Source organism: Ochrobactrum sp. Q0168 (assembly GCF_016427605.1).
Taxonomy (GTDB): domain Bacteria; phylum Pseudomonadota; class Alphaproteobacteria; order Rhizobiales; family Rhizobiaceae; genus Brucella.
Map to the genome: position 1 here is coordinate 44864 of NZ_JAELXQ010000009.1, position 19389 is coordinate 64252.

Below are 19389 nucleotides of genomic sequence, written 5' to 3' on the forward strand. Positions count from 1 at the left end.
CACAGATAACTTTACGATACCTTCCCTTTGCGGAGAATGGCTAATGCAGCGTCCGGATCGCAATAGATGGAAAGCAATACTGTTGACTTTTGCCTTCTGCGGGCTGGTCGTGGGGCTCGCTTTGCGCCTCTTCAACCATACCGATTTTGCGCGACTGGTCTGGACTGCCGCGACATTGCCGGTGCTTCTGTCTCTATTTATCGACATAGCTCGAAGCTTGTGGCGAAAAGAATTCGGACTCGACATTGTTGCTGCGTTGTCGATGTCGGCCGCGCTTGCATTTGGAGAAACGCTGGCCGCCGCGATTGTCGCTCTTATGTACACCGGCGGCGCGTATCTGGAAAGTTTTGCCGAAGGGCGAGCGCGCCGTGAGATGCATGATTTACTGTCGCGTGTGCCGCAAACAGCAATGCGTTATATCGACGGCAAACTGCAGGAAGTCGCCGTCGACACGATCCGCCGGAGTGATCGGCTGCTGATCCGCCAAGGGGAGATCATCCCGGTCGACGGAAGCATCGCTTCCGCAAAGGCCTTTATAAATATGTCGGCATTGACAGGCGAACCCCTTCCCGTTTCGCTCTCCCTGGGTGCCGATGTGCTCAGCGGATCAATGAACGTCGGGGACGCGTTTGATATCGTCGCCAAAGAGGAGGCGAAAGACAGTACTTACGCCGGTATTGTGCGGCTCGTGGAGGAGGCTCAGCGCTCAAAGGCTCCAATGTCACGGCTGGCTGATCAGTGGTCCGTCGGGTTTTTGATCGTGACTGTCGCGATCGCCTTCTGTGCCTGGTGGTTCACGGGCGACCCGATCCGGGCGGTGGCGGTTCTCGTTGTCGCAACGCCCTGTCCTCTCATCCTTGCTGTGCCGGTCGCCCTTGTTGCCGGGCTATCCCGCTCAGCTCACTTCGGTGTGCTGGTAAAGGGGGCCGGTCCACTGGAGAACATGGCTCGTATAAAGACGCTCGTACTGGACAAGACTGGCACACTGACAGACGGTCGCCCGCAAATCGCCTCTGTCTACGCTGCGCCGGGGTTCAGTGAGAAAGAGATATTGCGGTTGGCTGCTTCTCTCGATCAGATGTCGAAACATCCTATGGCGCAAGCTCTGGTATCGGCCGCTCGGCAACGTGGAATAGATCTCGTACTGCCCACAGCCGTAACGGAATTAGCTGGGGACGGAGTGGCCGGTCAAGTCGAAGGCAAAGCCGTCATTGTCGGCGGGTATAGTTTTGTTAAAAGGCAGGCGGCAGACACCACGATTGAAATCCCAGACACCGAAGCAGGAGCCGCTCTGGTCGCCGTCGCGGTCGATAGCAATATGGCAGGCTATATCATTATGGCGGATCCGTTGCGCGGCGAGGTAGCAGATACGTTGCGTGGTCTGCGCAAGGACGGCATAAAGCGCATTGTTTTGGCGACCGGTGACCGTGCCGCTGTCGCAAACCGTGTGACAAAGGGACTGGGTCTCAATGCAATTTATGCGGGGCTTACCCCGGATCAAAAGGTGCTGACCGTTCTCAGCGAACGCAAACATGGCCCCGTTATGATGGTTGGAGATGGCGTCAACGACGCACCAGCGCTTGCAGCGGCTGATCTCGGGGTTGCCATGGGAGCGAGGGGCGCAGCAGCCTCGGCTGAAGCCGCCGACGTCGTGCTTTTGGTCGACAGGATCGACCGGCTTCGTACCGGTGTCGAAATCGCGAAGCAATCACGACGTATCGCCCTAGAAAGCGTCGCGGCAGGGATAGGCCTCTCAATAGCCGCAATGTTTGCGGCAGCCTTCGGGTATTTGAGTCCGGTTCAAGGCGCATTGATCCAGGAGGCAATCGACATTGCTGTCATCTTGAATGCACTGCGAGCACTGAGGATTTCGCCCACCGTTAACTGAACGAACGCGCAGCGACGACCTGTTGCACTGATCGATTCCTTTCGCCAAAGGTGTGAGACTGCCACCATCATGTCGGCCACGGACGGACGCTGATACCGTTTATCGTTTTTAAAAGCGCTGATGTTTAGGCCTTTAACCAACGATCAATCAGCTCGCACGTCAGAACGCGAAGGACAGGAATGAAGGCGCGATTTTCTGTCCATCCTATTAATTTCAATAGAGAAATCTTTTCAACCAATACAACCCGTACGCGTGTCATTCATAGGTAATGACCCGTGCCTTTTATACTCAGCTATTTAAAATATCATTTGATAGAGCACTTGAAATATCACAGATGATAGCGTAATCCCTCTTTCAGATGAAATGGAGAACGCGAGACGCATGGCCAAGGCTTCGAAAAATCAGTCGTTAGGTGAACAGGCATATGTTCACCTGAAATGGCTGATATTGAACCAAGAGATTCCAGCCGGAACGTTGCTCAACGAGCAGGCCCTCGTCGAAACGACAGGCTTCGGCAGAGCACCTATCCATCATGCGCTTCATCGACTGGCCTATGACGATCTGGTGGTGATCCATCCCCGCAAGGGAGCGCAAGTGCGGCTATGGGACGGAAGCGACATTGCCGCATTGGTAGAGGCGCGCCTGCCGGTAGAGAGAGCGATTGTGCAGTTGGCCTGTCAGCGTATAACCACACCGGCCATTGTGGAAATGCATGAGGCGATTGAAACAACGCCTCGTCTCATTGAAGAGATGGACCGTGAAGGCCTGTTGAAGCTCGATCTCTGGTTTCATGCGGCCATTGCTCGAGCGACAGGCAACTCCATTCTTGTCGATACAGCTGAACGGCTGCATCAACGCTCCACCCAGTTCTGGTCACCCAAAATGTCCGGCCGAGACCGCTATCTCGCGGTGTATCGCCAGCATGCCGAAATCGTTTCAGCTATCGCGGCACGGGATGCCGACCGGGCCGACATGGCCATCACCGCGCATATCAACAATTTCTCAGAGAAATCAGCATGACAAGCAATAAACGCGTCCATATTGCCACTCCCAAAGGGGAAGTAATCGTCAATCTGGATGACATCCGATCAGACGGCTGGGTTGAGTTCCCCGATTGCGGCTTGCGGCAGTATTTTTACTGGATAAATCCCGAAACCGGCTCAAGCGTGGCCATTCTGGAGTTTGAAAAAGGCGGCGGCATTCCTAACCGTCATACACATGCCTCCAACCAGTTTATGTACTGCCTGGAAGGCCGCTACGAATATACAACCAACAACGTCGTTTTGACGCCGGGCTCGTTCTACATGAACCCCAAGGATAGCCCGCATGGACCGACCATCGCGCATGAAAAATGCCGCCTGATCGAGATTTATGATGGCCCGCATTATTACGAAAAGCCTGAGTATCACACCGACGACACCATGATCGTTCCAGCTGCGGGCTGAGTTTCGAGGAAGATCCAATGAGCCAGAACATCAAGGTTTCTGTGCAGAAGGTGCTGAAGTCATTTGGTGACCTTACTGCTGCGGACAATATTGATCTCGACATCGCCGAAGGAGAATTTTTGACGCTTCTCGGAGCGAGCGGCTGCGGTAAGACGACCTTGATGCGTATGGTAGCGGGTTTTGAAACCGTCACTGCGGGGAATATCTATATCGACGGCAAGAATGTTACGCATTTGCCGCCACGCCAGCGCAATCTCGGCATGGTATTCCAGCAGTATTCCCTGTTTCCACACATGACCATCGGCGAAAATATTGGATATGGGCTACGCGCTCGCGGTGTTTCTCCATCGGAAACAAGCCGCCGGGTCGGTGAAATGCTGGAGCTGGTGCAGCTTTCACATCTGGCTCAGCGCAAGCCCGCTCAGCTCTCCGGTGGCCAGCAGCAGCGTGTGGCTCTCGCGCGCGCACTGGCGGTAAAACCCTCGGTGCTCATGCTTGACGAGCCGCTTGGAGCGCTCGATCAAAAACTGCGGGAGCAGCTACAGGAAGAGCTTCGTAGGCTCCACCGCGAAACCGGCTCGACATTCCTCTTCGTCACCCATGATCAGGAAGAGGCGCTTGTGCTCTCCGATCGTATCGCCGTGATGAAGGACGGAAAGATCGCGCAGCTCGCTTCGCCTGAAGAGCTTTACTTGCGTCCTTCCAGTGAATATGTCGCCGATTTTATCGGCAAGGTTACGTTTATTGACGGCATCTATAACGCGAAGAACCAGATCGTTCGTACCAGAACCGGCTTGAGTATCCCCGCGCAACTATCATTGCGTGACGGTCCGGTGCGGCTCGTCATTCGCCCCGAAAACGTCCATCTGACGGATTGTAGTGATGCAATTCCCGGAGAAATTCAGGAAGTCATCCGCCAGACGGGTACGACAACCTACCAGATTAATATCGCTGGAAATCAGGCAATCAAAGCGCGTCATCTCGGCTTGAGTGAAGCAGGGTTGCAGCCCGGCGCAGCGGTGCGATTGCAGTTCGATACCTGCAATCTGGCATATCCACTGGCGGCGTGAGGCTTGGTGATGGCAAAACGATTAGCCTTGTGGCTTGCTCCCGTGCCAGCCTTGTTGCTGGTTACCCTGCTGCTGGTGATCCCAGTTGCTGAAATGATCTCGACGAGCTTTCACCGCGAGGAGTTTGGCGCGATCCTACCGGGTTTCACCCTTGTCAATTATATTGACCTGCTCACGCGCGCCAGCACATTGGAAATGATGGCGTCCACGCTGGCGATAGCCCTGACCGTCACCGTGATCACCATCGTTCTGGGGTTTCCGGTAGCTGCGGTCGTCGCCATGGCGCCCGCCCGCTGGCGGGGCACACTTTACTTTCTGGTTGCGGCCCCACTCCTCGTGAATACGGTCGTGCGCACCTATGGTTGGTTGCTCATCCTGGGGCGCAAGGGACTGGTGAATGAAACACTGGCTGCCATGAACCTGATCAGTGAGCCATTGGCATTGTCCGGGAATGCTCTGGGCATGACGATTGGCGGGGCACAGGTGTTCCTGCCGTTCATGGTGCTCTCCCTTGTGACGTCACTCATGGCGATCGATAACCGCTTGTATGAGGCGGGCGAAATCCTCGGCGCCGGACCAGTGCGCAGATTCTTCACGGTAACCCTGCCGCTGACCATGCCCGGGCTCATTGCAGGTTCGGTTCTCGTCTTCAGCATGATGCTCGGCGCTTTCGTGACGCCGCTGATACTGGGTGGTTCGGCGGTCAAATATGTATCGGTCGCGGTTTATACGGACGCGCTCGTTCTATTCAATATGCCACGCGCAACAACTCTATCACTGATTTTGATGGTGATCGTGCTGGGACTGTATCTGGTTCAGCAGCGCTATGCCCATCGGAACGAGGGCCGTCGATGAACACGATACACATCAAGCTGGTAAAGATCGCCGCATTCATTGTTTATCTGTTTCTGTTCATGCCCTTGATCGTCGTGGTGCTGTTCAGCTTTTCGGATAAATCCTATTTCTCATTTCCACCAAGCGGCTTTTCCCTTCGCTGGTATGTCGCAGCCTGGGATTCAGGACTGTTTCTAACCCCTGCGCTACGCAGTCTGGCGCTCGCTACGCTCTGCACCCTGATCGCTGCTGTGATAACGATACCAGTCACGCTCGGTCTACGTCAGATGGAGCGCGGGCGGGTGAAAAGCGTGATCGAGTTTTTCATCCTTTCACCACTGATCGTGCCCGCGCTGATCATCGGCATAGCGTTGCTCTACACCTTCAATCGTCTCGGCATACTGGACACTTTCACTGCACTGGTTTTGAGCCACTCGGTAATCGTGCTGCCCTATATGTTCCGCTCGGTCTATATCAGCGCGGTCGGCTTGCGCCAAAACCTGGTTGAAGCCTCGGAGATTTTGGGAGCCAGCCCACGCATGACCTTCTTCAACGTCATGCTGCCCGCCTTGTTTCCCGGTGTGATATCGGGTGCCATCTTCTCGTTCATCATCTCACTCGATCAGTTCACGGTAAGCCTGTTCGTCACGCAGGCGGAGCAAACCGTACTGCCTGTGGCGATCTACAAATATCTGTCAGATATGAACGACCCGGTGACAGCCGCTGTATCCACCGTGCTGGTTGTTTTCGGACTTCTGCTTGCTCTCATTATCGACCGTCTCGGATGGCTGCGCCATTTGTCGGGCGGCGGCGCGTAACAAAACTAGAACCTCTGGAGGAACAACATGCATAATTTCAACCGTCGACAATTCATGGGATTCAGCGCCATTCTGGCCGGTTCGGCATTGGCGGGATTTCCCTCTCATGCTGCCGAGGCCGAGGTCGTTCTCGGCTGGTATCCGGGTTTGCTCGGTCAGAATTTCAAGAAGGGATTGCTTGATGGCTATCCCGACGCGGGTCGTGTCAAGATCATCGAGTCCTTCGACAATGCCCGCTTTACCCAGATGCAGGCCAACCGTAACAAGCCTACCTTGCATCTCGGCGTCTTCACCAATGCGATGCTGCCGCTGGTGGCCCGGTCTGGTCTCGTGCGTGATATCACGGTTGACGCTGTGCCCAATCTCGCCGATTTCGATCCGATCGTACCACGGCCGGTGGGGGACAAAGCAGTGCCACTGACCTATGGTTCATGGGGCATCGCCTATAATGCAAAATATGTCAAAGAGCCTATTACATCCTGGGCTGATCTGACACGCGACGATATCATCAAGAACGTATCTGTCCCCAACATCACCTATAATTCGTCGCTCTATACGCTGGATGCGCTGGCGTCGCTCAAAGGTGGGTCACTGAAGGATCCAAATGCCGGATTTGAAGCGATCCGCAAGGTCCGCACAAGCGGTCCCGGGCTGTGGGATCAGGAGAGCACCGCCGTTGCAGGATTGAAGTCGGGCGAAATCTGGGCAACCCCTTATCTCAGTGGTTCCATTCTCGCACTCATGTCGGACCCTGATCTTGCCGATCTCCGGTTCTGTGTGCCGACAGAAGGCGCTTATTCCGTCCCAATGAGTGTCGTGCGGCTCAATAATGACAGCGCGGGAAATGCCCCCGATCTCCTGATCAATCATATGCTTTCGGCGGAAGCTCAGTCGGCATTTGCGCGCATTGGCGGCAATCGACCCATCAATGTCAAAGCCGAAGTACCCGAAAAAGTCGCTGAAATGGTCCCGCCTGCCGATAAGCTGCGCAATCTAGATTGGGATTACTTCAGCGAGAACCGCACTGCCATCGTTGATGCGTGGAACGAGAAGGTCAACGGCTGATCTGTTCGGCCAACGCTTCTTGTCGGTTGAAGACCTGCATACGTAAACAGAAAGAGCAAGAATATGAAACTTGTCCGCTATGGTCAGCCAGGCGCGGAACGCCCCGGTTTGATCGACGCACAGGGTATTTTGCGCGATCTCTCAGCCTATACAACGGATATTGATGGAGCCGCCCTCAATACTGGTTTGATCCAGCGTCTTCACGGTGTGGATCCAGCCGAACTCCCCATCGTTGAGGGAGAACCGCGCCTTGGACCATGTGTGGCTGGCACATCGAAAATCGTCTGCATCGGCCTCAATTATGTCGACCATGCCAAAGAGGGCGGGCGTGAAATCCCGACGGAGCCTCTGCTGTTCCTGAAGGCCCCCAGTTCTATCACGGGGCCCAACGATCCTATTGTAATTCCGCGCGGATCGGAGCGAACGGATTGGGAGATCGAACTCGCCGTCATCATCGGCAAAGATGCACGCTATGTTTCTGAGGCCGCAGCCCTTGGGTTTGTGGCCGGCTACGCACTGGCCAATGACGTGTCGGAGCGTGATCATCAGTTGCGTCGCGGTGGCGAGTGGACCAAGGGTAAATCACACGACAGCTTTTGCCCGCTAGGGCCTTGGTTGGCGACCACGGACGAGCTTGGCGACGCAACAGACATATCATTGACCCTTGCTGTCAATGGCGTGGAGCGCCAGAATGGCCATACGTCCAATCTCATTTTTGGCATCGCGCACGCTGTCTCCTACATCAGTCAGTTCATGACGCTGAAAGCCGGTGATGTCATTCTCACCGGAACCCCGGCAGGGGTAGGACAATCCATCAAGCCCAATCCCGCTTTTCTTCGCCCCGGCGACATCATGACAATGTCCGCTGACGGTTTGGGCACACAGACCCATGAATTTATATCCGCATGAAAGGAAGTCCCGTGAATAAGCAACGCATTCTTACCGCTGCTGTCAGCGAGCCACAACCAAAGACCTGGTCGAACTGCCTTGTGAGTGGTGATCTTTTCTTCGTTTCTGGCTTGACCGCGCGTGATAACGATCTGGTTACCATCAAGGGTGACAACGCCTACGATCAGTCCAAGTTCATTTTCTCAAAAATCCGCGCCTATGTGGAAGCGGCTGGCGCTCAGATGGACGATATCCTCAAAATGACGATCTTCGTCACCAATATGGCAGACAATAAGGAAGTATGGCGCGCCCGCGCTGAGGAGTTTACCGGGGATTTCCCCGCCTGTTCGCTTGTGGAAGTCGCGGCCCTCGCACAACCGGAAATCCTGGTGGAGATCGAGGCCATGGGCCGCATTCAGTGTTCAAAGGCTACGTAAAACCGATCTTTCCTCAACCTCTATCGGCAGGCGCCCCCGTAGAGGTTGAGGACGTGACATCCATAGCCATTCCGTTGCTTGCCGGTCAGGCTGGTATCGCCAGATAGCTGCAATTGCCCCTACCCTTGCATTTTGCCTGTTGAGGGAACTGCATTTTTACGATCACGTCATCCCATCGACGGCGGAGGCTTTACATTCGGACGAGCTATTGCGAACCGGATTCCTGCCGGTCCACGCCTTATAGGCTCTGGTGAACACCGTGGCTTCAGCATAACCGAGCGCACTTGATATCTCCTCGACCGTCAAATTCCGTTGCGCCAAATATGCGGCGGCCATCCGCTCGCGTTGATTTTGGAGAATGTTTCGCAATGATGTTCCTTCAGCGGCCAGCCGTCGCTGAAGCGTCCTGGCTGTCATACCCAATTCCGAAGCAAGGTGCGGAAGCTCAAGAGGTGCGATGCCTATCCGGACACTCACAAGTGCTCTCACTTGTTCAGTCACAGAAAGGTCCTCATTGTTTGAAGCGACCACTGAACCCATGTGCTGGTTCAGGATACTGATAAATTCCCGATCTTCTATGCGGTGCTGAGTATCTGCTTCTTTCCTGTCGACAACGATGCAATTCCTCGTCTGTCCGAAACGAACTGGCGCACCAAAAATGCGCTGAAGGCTGCCATCGTTCCCATTGGAGGGGTGTTCGAACTGCACCTCTAGCGGACGCCAGTTACGGTCGAAGGCGGTTCGAAGCTGGCTACATATGCAAGCGAGTGTAAATTCATTATCCTGCCGCAGAAGCGCGGCGGGTTTAATCTCACTATGTATTTTGTAGGAGCATACCAATCCTTCGGGTGCGGATTGAACGGAGAACGTCGTTGCCGTTTGAAAAGCCGTTGCATATCGAGCGTAATAGCCGAGCGCCGAGCTGATGGAACTGGCTTGCATGAGCAGAAGACCCATCGGCCAAAGGTCTCCGGGACGGAGTTCGAAACCCACACGTGCACCGAGAACCGGGTCCTCGAAGGTTCGCGCAGCGTCCTCGAAAAACTCAAGATAGTCCCGAATATCAACGCGTGCACTCGGATTTCCGATCCGTGCATCTGAAAGGCCATGACGTGCCAGGACTGACTTGAGGCGCCCCCCGGGGTTCGGCAGGTTTTGAATTATTGCTTGAAGGACAGACACTCTGATAGATGCCATCTGGCGTGAGCGGTTTTGCTGCAAGGGTCTCGTACTCTGCTTTTTGTCGTAAATTGTCATGTTCTTGACGTGGTCCGCCGTGGCTCTTTTTTCGAGCTAACTCTCATATACAGGCAAACTTACAACGAATAAACGGGGACTAAGGAATGTCTACCACCGAGAATTCTAAAAAACTTGCAGTTGGCTCTGTCGGAGTGGCGCATATTGTTTTCTTCGTCGTTGCCGCCGCAGCACCTATGGCTGCCGTCGTCGGGGCCACACCGCCAGCTTTCGCCTTTGGCAATATCGGTGTCCCCGGAGCTTTCATACTCGTGGGCCTGCTTTACCTGATCTTTGCAGCAGGTTTCACCGCTATGGCAAAGCATGTGAGCAGTGCCGGCGGGTTCTATGCATATATTTCCCGCGGTACGGGCCGCCCCCTTGGTCTTGCAGGCGCATTTCTGGCATTGGCGACTTATTTTGCTATTCAGGTAGGGATATACGCACAGGTTGGCGTGTTCGCACATGCGGCGCTTGAACCTTATGGCGTCACTCTTCCATGGTGGACTTGGTCACTTGTTGTACTCGCGGCAGTTCTATGGTGCGGGCAACGCCATATCGTGTTTTCAGGGCGCCTGTTGGGCATTTGCATGATCGCCGAGCTGCTGATCCTGACCATCTTCGCTATCGGCGTCGTCCTCGCAGGAGGCGGAAGTGAAGGATTAACGCTAGCCGGTTTTCAGCCTTCGGACGTGTTTTCGACGGGCACTGGCGTCACGCTGATATTTGTCGTGAGTGCATTTATAGGCTTCGAAGCCACTGCGATCTTCGGCGAAGAGGCTACGGACCCGGATCGGGCGATCCCTCGCGCGACCGTCGCCGCGGTTCTTATCATTACCATCTTTTATGCATTCGTTAGCTGGGCTGTCATCCAATATTATGGTCCATCAGCCGTGCACGCCAAAGCAAATGAATCACTCGAGGGTTTCTATATCGGCGCGATTGCAGGCGTTTTGGGCCCTTGGTCATCGGCTGTCGTCAACATCCTTCTATTGACCAGTCTCTTTGCCTGTCTTCTTTCCTTCCACAACACCCTTAACAGATACTTCTTTGCGCTCGGTCGGGACGGTTTGCTCTGGCACCGCCTCGCGACAGTCCATCCCGCTACTGCTTCTCCACATATTGCGGGACGTTTCCAAGCCCTGCTGGTTGCTGCGGTCCTTCTGGTATTCGCATTTGCGGGTGCAGATCCTTACGCTGTCGTCTACGCTTGGATGATTGCGTTTGCCGGTATCGGGATATTAGCGGTCCAGATTCTCGTTTCTGTTTCGATTGTGACGTTCTTCCGTCGAGATCGTCGGGGCTTTTCTGCACTGCGGGTCTTGGTTGCACCAACCGTGGCGGGCGTCGCATTGATAGCGGCCTTCCTGCAAGTATCCTTCAACCTGTCTCTCTTGACGGGCAGTGACAGCATGATCGTCCAGTCTTTCCCCTTGTGCTTGATGGCGATCGGCATGGCGGGAATTGTACTCGCCATTTACATCAAGCGGACCAACCCCTCTGTCTACAACCGGATGGATGCGACCTTCGCTGACGCGGGTTGACCTTCTGAAATTCAAGGTGCAACACCCGGCTGTCTGTCAGCATGGCCGGGTGCAGCGCAACCTCTATATCCTGAAAATCTGACAAACGGAATCCAGACAATGCAGCTCGATTACGAAACCTCCCTGCGCAACTTCTCGACCGCCTTTCATCTCTCGAAAGAAAAGACCCGTGATGGCGCGGATTTCATCCCCGGGGGCTTCAGTCGCAGAACCTTTAACTACGGCCCACATGCGATATTCGCGCAAAAGGGCGAAGCGCAGTACATTCACACCATTGAAGGAAAGCGCCTGCTCGATCTCAATAATAATTTCTCGACCAACGTTCTCGGGCATAACCATCCCGCGGTCATGGGGGCAATTGCTGAACTGCTGCCAAACGGATTTTCATTTGGCAATCCTACGGGGCACGAACTTGCCTTGGCCAAGCTGCTCTGCGAACGTATCGAATCCATTGATCAGGTGAAATTCTTCTGTTCTGCGAGCGAAGCATGTCTGGGCGCCATTCGCATAGCAAGGGGTTATACGGGCCGTAAGAAAATTGCCAAATTCGAGGGTGGCTATCACGGCTTTACGGATGATCTAGCCGTCTCGACACATCCGAACCCGGCAAATTTCCCAGGCCCCAATTTCAGCCCCCGCTCTGTCCCGGATTCCGATGGCATTCCTTCATACAAGATTGAAAACGTCGTAACGCTTGTGCAGAATGACTTTATTGCATGTGAGAGCATTCTGCGACGACATGCAGGCGATATTTCCTGTATCATCATGGAACTCCAGTCCTGCGCCGGTGGGATCGTGTCGCTGACGAACGAGTTCGTGACGAAACTGGGCGAACTGGCAAGGGAACTGGGCATACTCGTTATCTTCGACGAGACGATCTCGTTGCGCGCCGCATTTGGCGGCCTCCAAAGCCTCTATAATTTCAAGCCTGATCTGACGGTAATGGGCAAGATGATCGGCGGTGGACTGCCAATCGGCGCCGTGGGCGGCTCGAAAAACATTTTCCGTGTCATTGAGGAGAATCAGGTCATGATGTCGGGAACCCACCACGGGCATCCCATGGCCTGTGCTGCAGGTCTTGCCACGATGGAGGTTATGGATCATCAGGCCTATGAACGGCTCAATACCATGGCTGAGAATATCAAGAACGGTCTCAATGGATGGGCTCGCGAGAACGGTTACCCATTCGTGGTATTCGGTGATTTTTCGGTTCTTGGCTATGCCTTTACCAAGGACGTGGGGCAGACGATACAGACCCACCGCGACTACTGGAACAGGATCGACGATCAAAAGATGATGATCTATGCGCTGGAAATGGCAACTCGCGGATTTTTCCCTGTCCATCGGGGACAGATTGGATTGACGCTTCCGATGACCGACGACGATATTGGCGGATACATCGAGACGACCAAAAACATTATCGCCGACATCCACGCGGCAAATTAACCAGAGCGGAAACTGGACGGCGTCTCTCAGACGCCCTCAGCTTCACATGGAGGAGAATGAAGTGCTTGAGCTTGATCAGATCATTGGTGGCAAATTCACTGGATCGCGGTCCGGACGGACTTATGACCGTATGGATCCGTTTACCGGAAAGCCGGCCAGCCGCGCCCCTGCGTCAGACCTTGACGATGTGCGTTCTGTCGTAGCCGCCGCGGCAGCCGCATTCCCGGCGTGGTCGAAAACCGGACCGGGAGAACGGCGGCGTCTCTTGTTGAAAGCTGCAGATATCATGCAGTCGAAAACGGAGGAATTTACGCACTTGCTGACCACGGAAACAGGCGGAACCGCCGCTTGGGCCGGCTTCAATATAATGGTTGCAGCAGGAGTTTTGCGCGAAGCAGCGAGCTTGACCACGCAGATCCGCGGCGAAATCATTCCCTCGGATAAGCCGGACACGCTTTCCATGGCGATCCGACGACCGGCGGGCGTTTGTCTCGGCATTGCACCATGGAATGCACCGATTATTCTCGGCACGCGGGCCATCGCTACGGCACTGGCTTGTGGCAATACAGTCATTCTCAAGGCCTCAGAGGCGTGCCCTGGGTTGCATGTTCTGATCGGACGTTGCCTTGTTGAAGCTGGTTTCCCCGAGGGGGTCGTCAACGTCATTACCAATGCGCCTCAGGACGCCGCCATGATCGTAGAAGCTTTGGTGGCAGCGCCAGAGATCAGGCGGGTCAATTTCACCGGGTCGACAAAGGTAGGCCGTATCATCGGCGAACTTTGCGGACGGCACCTGAAACCTGCATTGTTGGAACTTGGCGGCAAGGCGCCATTGATCGTACTCGATGATGCGGACATTGACGCAGCTGTGAGCGCAGCGATTTTCGGCGCGTTCGCCAATATGGGTCAGATTTGTATGTCCACCGAACGCATCATCGTCGATGAGAAAATCGCCGACGAGTTCGTTGCGAAGATGGCAGAGCGCGCAAAGCTGCTTCCGGCGGGTGACCCCCGTGGGCATGTCGTGCTGGGATCTCTCGTATCCCCTGAAGCGGCGGCCAAAATGGAGGCTTTCATTCAGGATGCTACGGACAAAGGCGCCAGGATCGTTGCTGGCGGCAACCGTAACGGCTCCGTTGTGGATGCCACGCTGCTTGATCATGTGAAGCCCGGAATGCGCAGCTTCGACGAAGAATCCTTCGGCCCGGTCAAGCCGATCATCCGTGCCAAGGATGAAGATGATGCGGTCCGGATCGCGAACGAAACCGAATATGGCCTATCGGCTTCAGTCTTTAGTCGCGACGTAAAACGCGCGATGGCGGTTGCCGAAAGGATCGAAAGCGGCATCTGTCATATCAATGGCCCAACTGTTCACGATGAGCCGCAGATGCCATTCGGTGGAGTGAAAAATTCCGGCTATGGCCGGTTTGGCGGAACGGCGGCTATTAACGAGTTCACCGATCTGCGTTGGATCACCATTGAAGATCCGAAACAACATTATCCGTTCTAAGTATAGACTTCGCGCCCAGATGACGCGACAGGCGAAACTTTAACATCGAGGATGGCGCGAAGCACTTCGCGCCAAAATCTCTATCGTGGCGATAGCCCTTTTTTAGTAAGTATTGTTAAATACAAGGAAGTCTACCTCCACGCCTACAAGACGATGTCCGAAGCCCGCGCGGGGATCGGTCGCTATCTCAACTTTTACAATACTCGATGTCCACATTCATCTCTTGACCGGCAAATGCCGGATCAGGCCTACTGCAACGCGCTGACACCGATGATGGTGGCGGCATAATCGAAGCGAAATCCACTTAGCAAAACGCCAAAAACTGTTCAGATAAACCGAGCCAGCTCTAAACTTTACGGTCCCGAAAAACTGAACCTTAGAGCGCCAGTCGTCACTGTTCGAATACGCTCGCCCTTGGCCCGATCGCGGCCATCTCGCGCTAAGGCTCGACGATGGCAATAGGTCCTGCATATGAGAACGCTTGATGAAAAGCGGTGGGCTTACCGTTGCAATCGCCTTTAAAACGAATCTGCGCGGGTAAACCGGTCGGAGCAATCGTCAGTACAATTCGCCCATCGCACTGCGTCGCATTGGTCCAATGTATGTGCCCCTCTACGACGCGGCCACCGTTTTCACTGGGTTTTTCAACAGCGTCTGTCAGACCCTCCCGGATAATCGCCGTCATTGTGGGAATTAGAGGCGCGGAACCTGGCGCTGGCATTTTACTCCAGCGATCACCGTCTTTTATCCACTGTACGTCATCGATAATTATGAGCTGCGGTCCGTTTTGGTCGGGGTTCTTGACCATTCGAAACCGGTTGGGACGCAAGCGGTCGAGATAGTATATATCAGCAACATCTTCTTGTTGAATGAAAAGTCGCACGCGCTCAGTAGATGCTGCCTCCTCCGCTTGAAATGCCGCCAGTACAATGTCTATCGGTGTTTCATGATTGCTTGTGGAAGCGGTGGGCGACGTACTTGTAGGATTCGATTCCTCGACGTGCGTTGTCCATATAGCAGGTGGGCGATAGCCTTCTGAGTCTGAGAAATCCTGAGTTGGCAATGCGTGCACCTCGCGTCTATCCGTAGGGAAATCAAATTTCCTTATCGGGGATTGTTCAAATGCACCAAGGGCACAGTTTGAAGCCGTCGCACGAGCCTGAAACGCCAGATCGAACCCACCGACGGGAGATGCGCGGCAAAGGGCAACATCGCCGCCGTGCAGCGCTGGACTGCCCGTAGCCGGAATGTAAAAATCATCGAGGTAAGCCTCGCCAATCGGCATAGTCCCGCAACTACCGTCTGATTGTAGATTGGGCCCCTGAAACGAAGCGGTCGCGGCGACCGCACAATCGCTGGGGACATTATGTGAGAGGATTGTATTGGCAATACGGGCACGCACATCCAAACCCTGCAATCCACTGGCCCGATTGTCGGCGACGGTCACGTTAATCAACGTCACTTCATTGCCACTGATGGTTCCCGTCGGCCCGACGTTTTTGGCAACAAGCACATTGGAAATTATCGCTTTACCGTCCGGCGCCACGGCAATTGCGGCACCAGTTCCAGCGGCGCTATTTGATGTGAATACGGCGTGGGAGATCTGCAACGTTCCACCCGATAGGGCAATCGCGCCACCGACGCCGCTCGCCGTGTTTTGAATGAACAAGTCGCCCGTAGATGTCATTCCGCCGCTATAGGCAAGGTTCGCGCTTAAGGCGGCACCCGATCCACCATGATTGCCTGTAAATTCATTATAGGCAGAAACAAACGTGGTTGGTGGCAGCGCTTCCAATGCCCTCACGATGACCGGCGCCTGTCCCATGTCCCGCGCCTCCTGTACAACATCGAACAATGAAACCGTCCCAAACTGGGGTCCCGCATCATTGTCACGGAAGACATTGCTTCGCAGATTGATGGTTTGCGCACCGTTGCGTCCCGCCCGTTGCGACAAAGACAGGGCAGCTCCATCACGTGTTCCCGTAAACATGGAATGCGCTATGCGAACGGGTCCCAAGGGTGGGCCAATACGTACGGCATTTCCTGATTGGTTGATAAACTGACAATCCTCAATAGTGCCGGCGTTCATGAGGACCGCCGCAGAATTTCCGACAAATCTTGAGTGTTTTATATTTAATGATCCTCCAGCGTTTACCGCATATCCTGAAGGATTGTGGGAAAAGCTGGAATCGTGAATCCATCCTTTGCCACTGATGTCGATTGGGCTCTCACTTGCTTCAACAGTCGTCAAGTCCAGTTCGGCATCACCGCTTGCATGAAGGACCGAGCCGTTCAGCCGTCCCAATCCCAAAGTACCGGGTTGAACGCGTGGGACTGGTGGAAGCACAAAACCGCGCAGCGTAATATGCCGAAGGATGATGTTTTCTTCCGTAGCGAGCATGGGGCCGGTGAGACCGTGGCCATCGAGAGTAATCTGCCCCCCTCCATCAATCGAGGTGCTATTTGTCAGCCTATAGCGGCCAGTAACGCGGATCGAGCTGTTGGGCGGACAAGAGAACCGAATTATGCCTCCTGCGGCAAGCGCTTGAGCAAGATTCACCCCGGCCCCCATCTGGGTGTCCGTAGCGCAAGCTGTTACAATGGCGTCTGCGTGAGCGTTGAAGACAGCCGGCAGCATTGCCAAGGCGGTGAGCATAGTCATTTGTCCGAGTTTCACGGTCATGGCGAAATCACCGGGTTATTCGCATCGGAAAAGTCAATATTGATTGGACCGCCCGGCCCTTTCAATGTGGCGCGACCCAAGCCATCGGCGTCCATAACCGCTCCTTCAGTTGCCCATTGAGGTTGGACGAGCCCGTTGATTGCGCCAATCGCCGGACCGTCCTCTGTCAGATTGAACTCAATCCGACGTCCCGCAGCTGTTGTGTAGGTCGCATTCCCGTGATCATCGGGATTGACACTTTCCAGTGCCAATCGGCGTTCCTCCTTAAACCGCTCAAAAGCCGGATCTGAAACATTGTGTCCTTGAACTGCAGCAGGTGGATGTGCCTCGACAATCTCCATCACCCCCCATTGCCGGCCATGCGCACAGTAACTGCCGGAGCAATCAACGATGCGCGCAGCAAGATAGAAATGCGGACCAGGGCCAGGGAAGCATATGGCGGAGCTGACAAAGAAACGTCCGTCATTCTGCGTGCTCACGCCGCTTGTGCATCCAGAGAATGAAGTTGAAAGGTGAGGCTGGATACCACAGGCGAAACCTTCAGCAACACAAGTGTTGTTCGTTCGCTCGTGCTGACGGCCAACGCCGTTAAAGCGAAACAAATCGCCCATCCGCAGTCCGGTGAGAGTCGGGATGATTGATGTTGGCATGGCCACGCCGCGATCGACGGCGCGTGAGAATCCGAGCGTGCTCAACGTCGGGCCGGTCCGAACGCCGCCAGCAGTGATCGTAAAAGCAGGTGTCTGAAAGACGAGCTCGAGACCGGCATGATGAATCATCTGACTGAAAGCTTTACGCTCCACGATGGATGACAGGATCGGCATCGGCAAGCGGTAGGGGCTGGTTGCTGCCGCAACCATATCGACCTTGGCCGACTTTGGCGGCCCATCAGGCAATAGTTGTGTTTGACCAGCCAGCAGCATGGCCCGAGCCACTTCGTGATCGGCACCACTATCAGTATTGTAGAGATTTGTGGGCGGAGGACTTCCAAATGTATCATCGCCATCGTTTTCACTCAAACGGCGAAACGGTGAGGTTCTTCGCCCTCTATTGGACGTCGCGGCAAACTTGGCTTCGGAAAGATCCAAGACAATACGCGCTGCTCTCGCGAGGCCAGCATCCCCGTGCACCTCTGCGAAATCATGCAAGTTCAAAATGGCGTTCAGACTATAGCGTGTGTATGGTCGAGCGTTGTATTCTTGAAAATCATGCGCTGCGATGTCCTGCAGCCTTGACATCAACCAATCTCGCACCTCGCTCTGATCTTCGCGTACGTCGTCGACGTGATCGTAGTTCTCGGCTTCAAGCCGCGCGATGATGTCAGCATTGGTCAAATAGCGGGAGGACTCGATCATCAGGCGATGGTTCTCGGTTTCTCGCACGCGGATATCAGCATGAGGCACAATCAAACCACCTGGATCATGCCCTGCAGCAATCAAGAAAGGAGCTGCAGCCAAGCCTGCGGCCGAAGATAAACCACTGCCAGCAATGCGAAAAAACGTAGCCAGTGCCCAGCTGAAATAATCACCGATCGCCTCAGCTAGTTCATTGTACCAGGCGTGCCGATCCGCCGTATCCTCCGGACTGCCCAATTCATCGCCGGCTGGGTCAGTACATCCGCCAAGCACCGAATAATCGTCGTCTGATGGTGCGCCACGGGCGGCCAGCAGATTTGCATACATGAAATCGATCGTTTCTGGCGTCAAGAGCCCCGGCTGTCGTCCGGAAGGCCCTCCCAGATAGAGCAGGCGGCTTAGCTCACGATCGACTACATCGAACTCACCCTTGCTGCTATCCGAGAGATTTTCGATGCAAGGTAGATCAGAGCTACCGAGCTGGCCATTCTTGCGCATTGCTTGAATGGCCTGGTTGACCTGCTGTAACATGCAATCTGGGGAGACCTCGAGCTCCACGATGACCGTCTCACCCTGCTCAGTTTCTCGAGTTTCGTGCGCACAGGCGGTGGGGCCACTCGCGCGTGCAATACGATCAGCATCCGCAAAAGCCGACAGTGTCGGTTGTACAAAGGTTCCATCTTGGTTGCGGGCACGTGATCGAACAATGCTACCTTCACAAGGTGTCCCCTGAACACCATGTCCACGCACATAGGCAAGTTTGGCAATCAGGATAGAAGTTAGGTTCTCGCCTTGGTGGTCAAAGTTTTCTGCAATCATTTCATTGCGGTAGGTCAAATAGTCATCTTCGCGGCTGCATGCATTGAATGCAATCACAGCTTCGGCGCGCGCGTCGAACGCAGCAGCCGCCGCGACCGCGTTGTTTGATGGAGCTGGAAATTGCAGCGGCTGCGCCACAGCTCCAGGCGCCAGCAGGCAACTCAACAATATACTTATGACCCTCAATCGGGCGCCATGCAACGGCATAGCCACAGACCTTTTCCAACGATCCAACAAACGAAGGGACGACGGCACAGTCTTATGTGATGAATGATGAGTTAGGCTGAGTAATTCGAAAGCGAAATTACACCACATCTTGCTAGTTGCAAAGATGATATTTCTGTAAGCAGC

15 protein-coding genes and 1 pseudogene are annotated in these 19389 nt (G+C 54.6%); 13 read left to right on the top strand and 3 right to left on the bottom strand.

Annotated elements, in window-relative coordinates:
* Positions 1–43 precede the first annotated feature (43 nt).
* The 9 genes from JAU75_RS16125 (at position 44) to JAU75_RS16165 (ending at position 8445) form a co-directional block, all read left to right on the top strand.
* Positions 44–1888 (top strand): heavy metal translocating P-type ATPase, encoded by a 1845-nt coding sequence (locus JAU75_RS16125; RefSeq protein ID WP_199057513.1) that lies wholly within the window; start codon positions 44–46, stop codon positions 1886–1888.
* A gap of 381 nt (positions 1889–2269) precedes the next feature.
* Complete coding sequence (locus JAU75_RS16130; RefSeq protein WP_199057514.1) at positions 2270–2908, top strand: GntR family transcriptional regulator; 639 nt, start codon at positions 2270–2272, stop codon at positions 2906–2908.
* Positions 2905–3333 carry a cupin domain-containing protein gene (locus JAU75_RS16135; protein ID WP_199057515.1) on the top strand — a complete coding sequence of 143 codons (429 nt, stop codon included), beginning with the start codon at positions 2905–2907 and terminating at the stop codon, positions 3331–3333. The genes JAU75_RS16130 and JAU75_RS16135 overlap by 4 nt, the downstream gene beginning before the upstream one ends.
* A gap of 17 nt (positions 3334–3350) precedes the next feature.
* Positions 3351–4403, top strand: a complete 1053-nt coding sequence (locus JAU75_RS16140) for an ABC transporter ATP-binding protein (RefSeq protein WP_199057516.1) — start codon at positions 3351–3353, stop codon at positions 4401–4403.
* A 9-nt stretch (positions 4404–4412) separates the two neighbouring features.
* Positions 4413–5258: an ABC transporter permease gene (locus JAU75_RS16145; RefSeq protein WP_199057517.1), complete on the top strand. Its 846-nt coding sequence runs from the start codon at positions 4413–4415 to the stop codon at positions 5256–5258.
* Entirely contained in the window at positions 5255–6055 is an 801-nt protein-coding gene (locus JAU75_RS16150; protein ID WP_199057518.1) for an ABC transporter permease, read from the top strand. The genes JAU75_RS16145 and JAU75_RS16150 overlap by 4 nt, the downstream gene beginning before the upstream one ends.
* 27 nt (positions 6056–6082) lie before the next feature.
* Positions 6083–7120, top strand: a complete 1038-nt coding sequence (locus tag JAU75_RS16155; RefSeq protein ID WP_199057519.1) for an extracellular solute-binding protein — start codon at positions 6083–6085, stop codon at positions 7118–7120.
* Positions 7121–7183: 63 nt separating this feature from the next.
* Complete coding sequence (locus JAU75_RS16160; protein ID WP_199057520.1) at positions 7184–8029, top strand: fumarylacetoacetate hydrolase family protein; 846 nt, start codon at positions 7184–7186, stop codon at positions 8027–8029.
* Positions 8030–8040: 11 nt separating this feature from the next.
* Positions 8041–8445 carry a RidA family protein gene (locus JAU75_RS16165; protein WP_199057521.1) on the top strand — a complete coding sequence of 135 codons (405 nt, stop codon included), beginning with the start codon at positions 8041–8043 and terminating at the stop codon, positions 8443–8445.
* Positions 8446–8607: 162 nt separating this feature from the next.
* Here JAU75_RS16165 and JAU75_RS16170 read toward each other — a convergent pair whose 3' ends face one another.
* A complete protein-coding gene (locus JAU75_RS16170; protein WP_199057522.1) occupies positions 8608–9702 on the bottom strand; it encodes an AraC family transcriptional regulator in 1095 nt (364 codons plus the stop codon).
* An 86-nt stretch (positions 9703–9788) separates the two neighbouring features.
* On the opposite strand from JAU75_RS16170, the gene JAU75_RS16175 reads away from it, so the two are divergent.
* From JAU75_RS16175 to JAU75_RS16190, 4 genes and pseudogenes are all read left to right on the top strand, one after another.
* Positions 9789–11225, top strand: coding sequence for an APC family permease (locus JAU75_RS16175; protein ID WP_199057523.1), 1437 nt, complete (start codon positions 9789–9791; stop codon positions 11223–11225).
* 99 nt (positions 11226–11324) lie between these two features.
* Positions 11325–12671, top strand: coding sequence for an aminotransferase class III-fold pyridoxal phosphate-dependent enzyme (locus JAU75_RS16180; protein ID WP_199057524.1), 1347 nt, complete (start codon positions 11325–11327; stop codon positions 12669–12671).
* 61 nt (positions 12672–12732) lie between these two features.
* Positions 12733–14181: an aldehyde dehydrogenase gene (locus tag JAU75_RS16185; protein ID WP_371836193.1), complete on the top strand. Its 1449-nt coding sequence runs from the start codon at positions 12733–12735 to the stop codon at positions 14179–14181.
* Between the two features lie 114 nt (positions 14182–14295).
* A pseudogene (locus JAU75_RS16190) lies at positions 14296–14469 on the top strand (integrase core domain-containing protein); the annotation flags it as partial.
* Positions 14470–14620: 151 nt separating this feature from the next.
* On the opposite strand, the gene JAU75_RS16195 reads toward JAU75_RS16190, so the two are convergent.
* The gene (locus tag JAU75_RS16195; RefSeq protein ID WP_199057526.1) at positions 14621–16864 is read right to left on the bottom strand and encodes a hypothetical protein; all 2244 of its coding nucleotides are present in this window, start codon (positions 16862–16864) and stop codon (positions 14621–14623) included.
* Positions 16861–19251, bottom strand: coding sequence for a hypothetical protein (locus JAU75_RS16200; RefSeq protein ID WP_199057527.1), 2391 nt, complete (start codon positions 19249–19251; stop codon positions 16861–16863). Before JAU75_RS16200 ends, JAU75_RS16195 begins: the two co-directional genes overlap by 4 nt.
* Positions 19252–19389 lie beyond the last annotated feature (138 nt).